Origin of the sequence: Rhizobium sp. BR 315, assembly GCF_050577975.1 — a bacterium.
GTDB classification, from domain to species: Bacteria; Pseudomonadota; Alphaproteobacteria; order Rhizobiales; family Rhizobiaceae; genus Rhizobium; species Rhizobium miluonense.
Window position 1 is genome coordinate 1 of record NZ_JARWKZ010000123.1, and the last position, 2025, is coordinate 2025.

A 2025-nucleotide genomic window follows, 5' to 3' on the forward strand; every position below is an offset into this window, starting at 1 on the left:
GCCGTCGCTCAGCTGGACCTTGAAGCTCTCCTGCGGATGATCCAAGGCCGTCAGCGGATCGGCCTTCGATTGATCCAGCACATAGCTCCAGGTGCCGTTCGTATTGACGCTCAGCGTGCCATAAGTACCGGTCACCGATCCGTCCGGGTTACCCGTCTGACTGCTGCCCGCAACCACCGACCAGGTCAAGGACGGGCTGTCGACATCAGCGCCGGTCARATGGCCGGAAGCCGTGTTGTGAGCAGTGTCGTTGGCAACACCAATACCAGCCTCGGTCACGATACCGCTGACGCTGTCGCCATTGGCAATCGTGATCGTTGGCGCATCGTTCGTGCCGTTGACCGTCACCACGACCGTCTGTGTCGTGATGCCACCCTGGCCGTCGCTCAGCTGGACCTTGAAACTCTCCTGCGGATGATCCGAGGCCGTCAGCGGATTAGCCTTCGACTGATCCAGCACATAGCTCCAGGTGCCGTTCGTATTGACGCTCAGCGTGCCATAAGTACCGGTCACCGATCCGTCCGGGTTACCCGTCTGACTGCTGCCCGCAACCACCGACCASGTCAAGGACGGGCTGTCGAYATCRGCGCCGGTCAAATGGCCGGAAGCCGTGTTGTGAGCAGTGTCGTTGGCAACACCAATACCAGCCTCGGTCACGGTGCCGCTGGCGCTGTCACCATTGGCAATCGTGATTGTCGGCGCATCGTTGGTGCCGTTGACCGTCACCACAACCGTCTGCGTCGTGGCGCCGCCCTGGCCGTCGCTCAGCTGAACCTTGAAGCTTTCCTGCGGATGATCCGAGACATTGAGCGGATCGGCCTTCGACTGATCCAGCACATAGCTCCAGGTGCCGTTCGCGCTGACGCTCAGCGTACCATATGCGCCGGTCACCGACCCATTTTGATTGGCCGTCTGGCCAAGACCCGCAACCGCCGACCACGTCAAGGACGCGCTGTCGATATCGGCGCCGGTCAGATGACCGGAAGCCGTGTTGTGAGCAGTGTCGTTGGCAACGCCAACGCCCGCTTCGGTCACGCCGCCGCTGGCGCTATCGCCATTGGCAATCGAGATCGCCGGCGCATCGTTGGTACCGTTGACCGTCACCACGACCGTCTGCGTCGTGATGCCACCCTGGCCGTCGCTCAGCCGAACCGTGAAGCTCTCCTGCGGATGATCCGAAACATTGAGCGGATCGGCCTTCAACTGATCCAGCACATAGGCCCAGGTGCCGTTCGCATTGACGCTCAGCGTACCATATGCGCCGGTCACCGACCCATTTTGATTGGCCGTCTGGCCAAGACCCGCAACCGCCGACCACGTCAAGGACGGGCTGTCGATATCGGCGCCGGTCAAATGGCCGGAAGCCGTGTTGTGAGCAGTGTCGTTGGCAACACCAACGCCCGCTTCGGTCACGGTGCCGCTGGCGCTGTCACCATTGGCAATCGTGATTGTCGGCGCATCGTTGGTACCGTTGACCGTCACCACAACCGTCTGCGTCGTGGCGCCGCCCTGGCCGTCGCTCAGCTGAACCKTGAAGCTTTCCTGCGGATGATCCGARACATTGAGCGGATCGGCCTTCGACTGATCCAGCACATAGCTCCAGGTGCCGTTCGCATTGACGCTCAGCGTGCCGTAAGCGCCGGTCACCGATCCGTCCGGATTGCCCGTCTGACCGCCGGTCGTAACCACCGACCAGGTCAAGGACGGGCTGTCGATATCGGCGCCGGTCAAATGGCCGGAAGCCGTATTGTGAGCAGTGTCGTTGGCAACGCCAATGCCGGCTTCGGTCACGATACCGCCGGCGCTATCGCCGCTGAGGATCGAGATCGTCGGCGCATCGTTGGTGCCGTTGACCGTCACCACAACCGTTTGCGTCGTGATACCGCCCTGGCCGTCGCTCAGCTGGACCTTGAAGCTCTCCTGCGGATGATCCAAGGCCGTCAGCGGATCGGCCTTCGATTGATCCAGCACATAGCTCCAGGTGCCGTTCGTATTGACGCTCAGCGTGCCATAAGTACCGGTCAC

Annotated in this window: 1 protein-coding gene; it reads right to left on the reverse strand. The window is 61.8% G+C overall.

Annotation, left to right across the window (positions count from 1 at the left end; genetic code table 11):
* Positions 1–2025: VCBS domain-containing protein (locus tag QD409_RS35270; protein WP_430765016.1), on the reverse strand; the 2025-nt coding region annotated here is incomplete at both ends.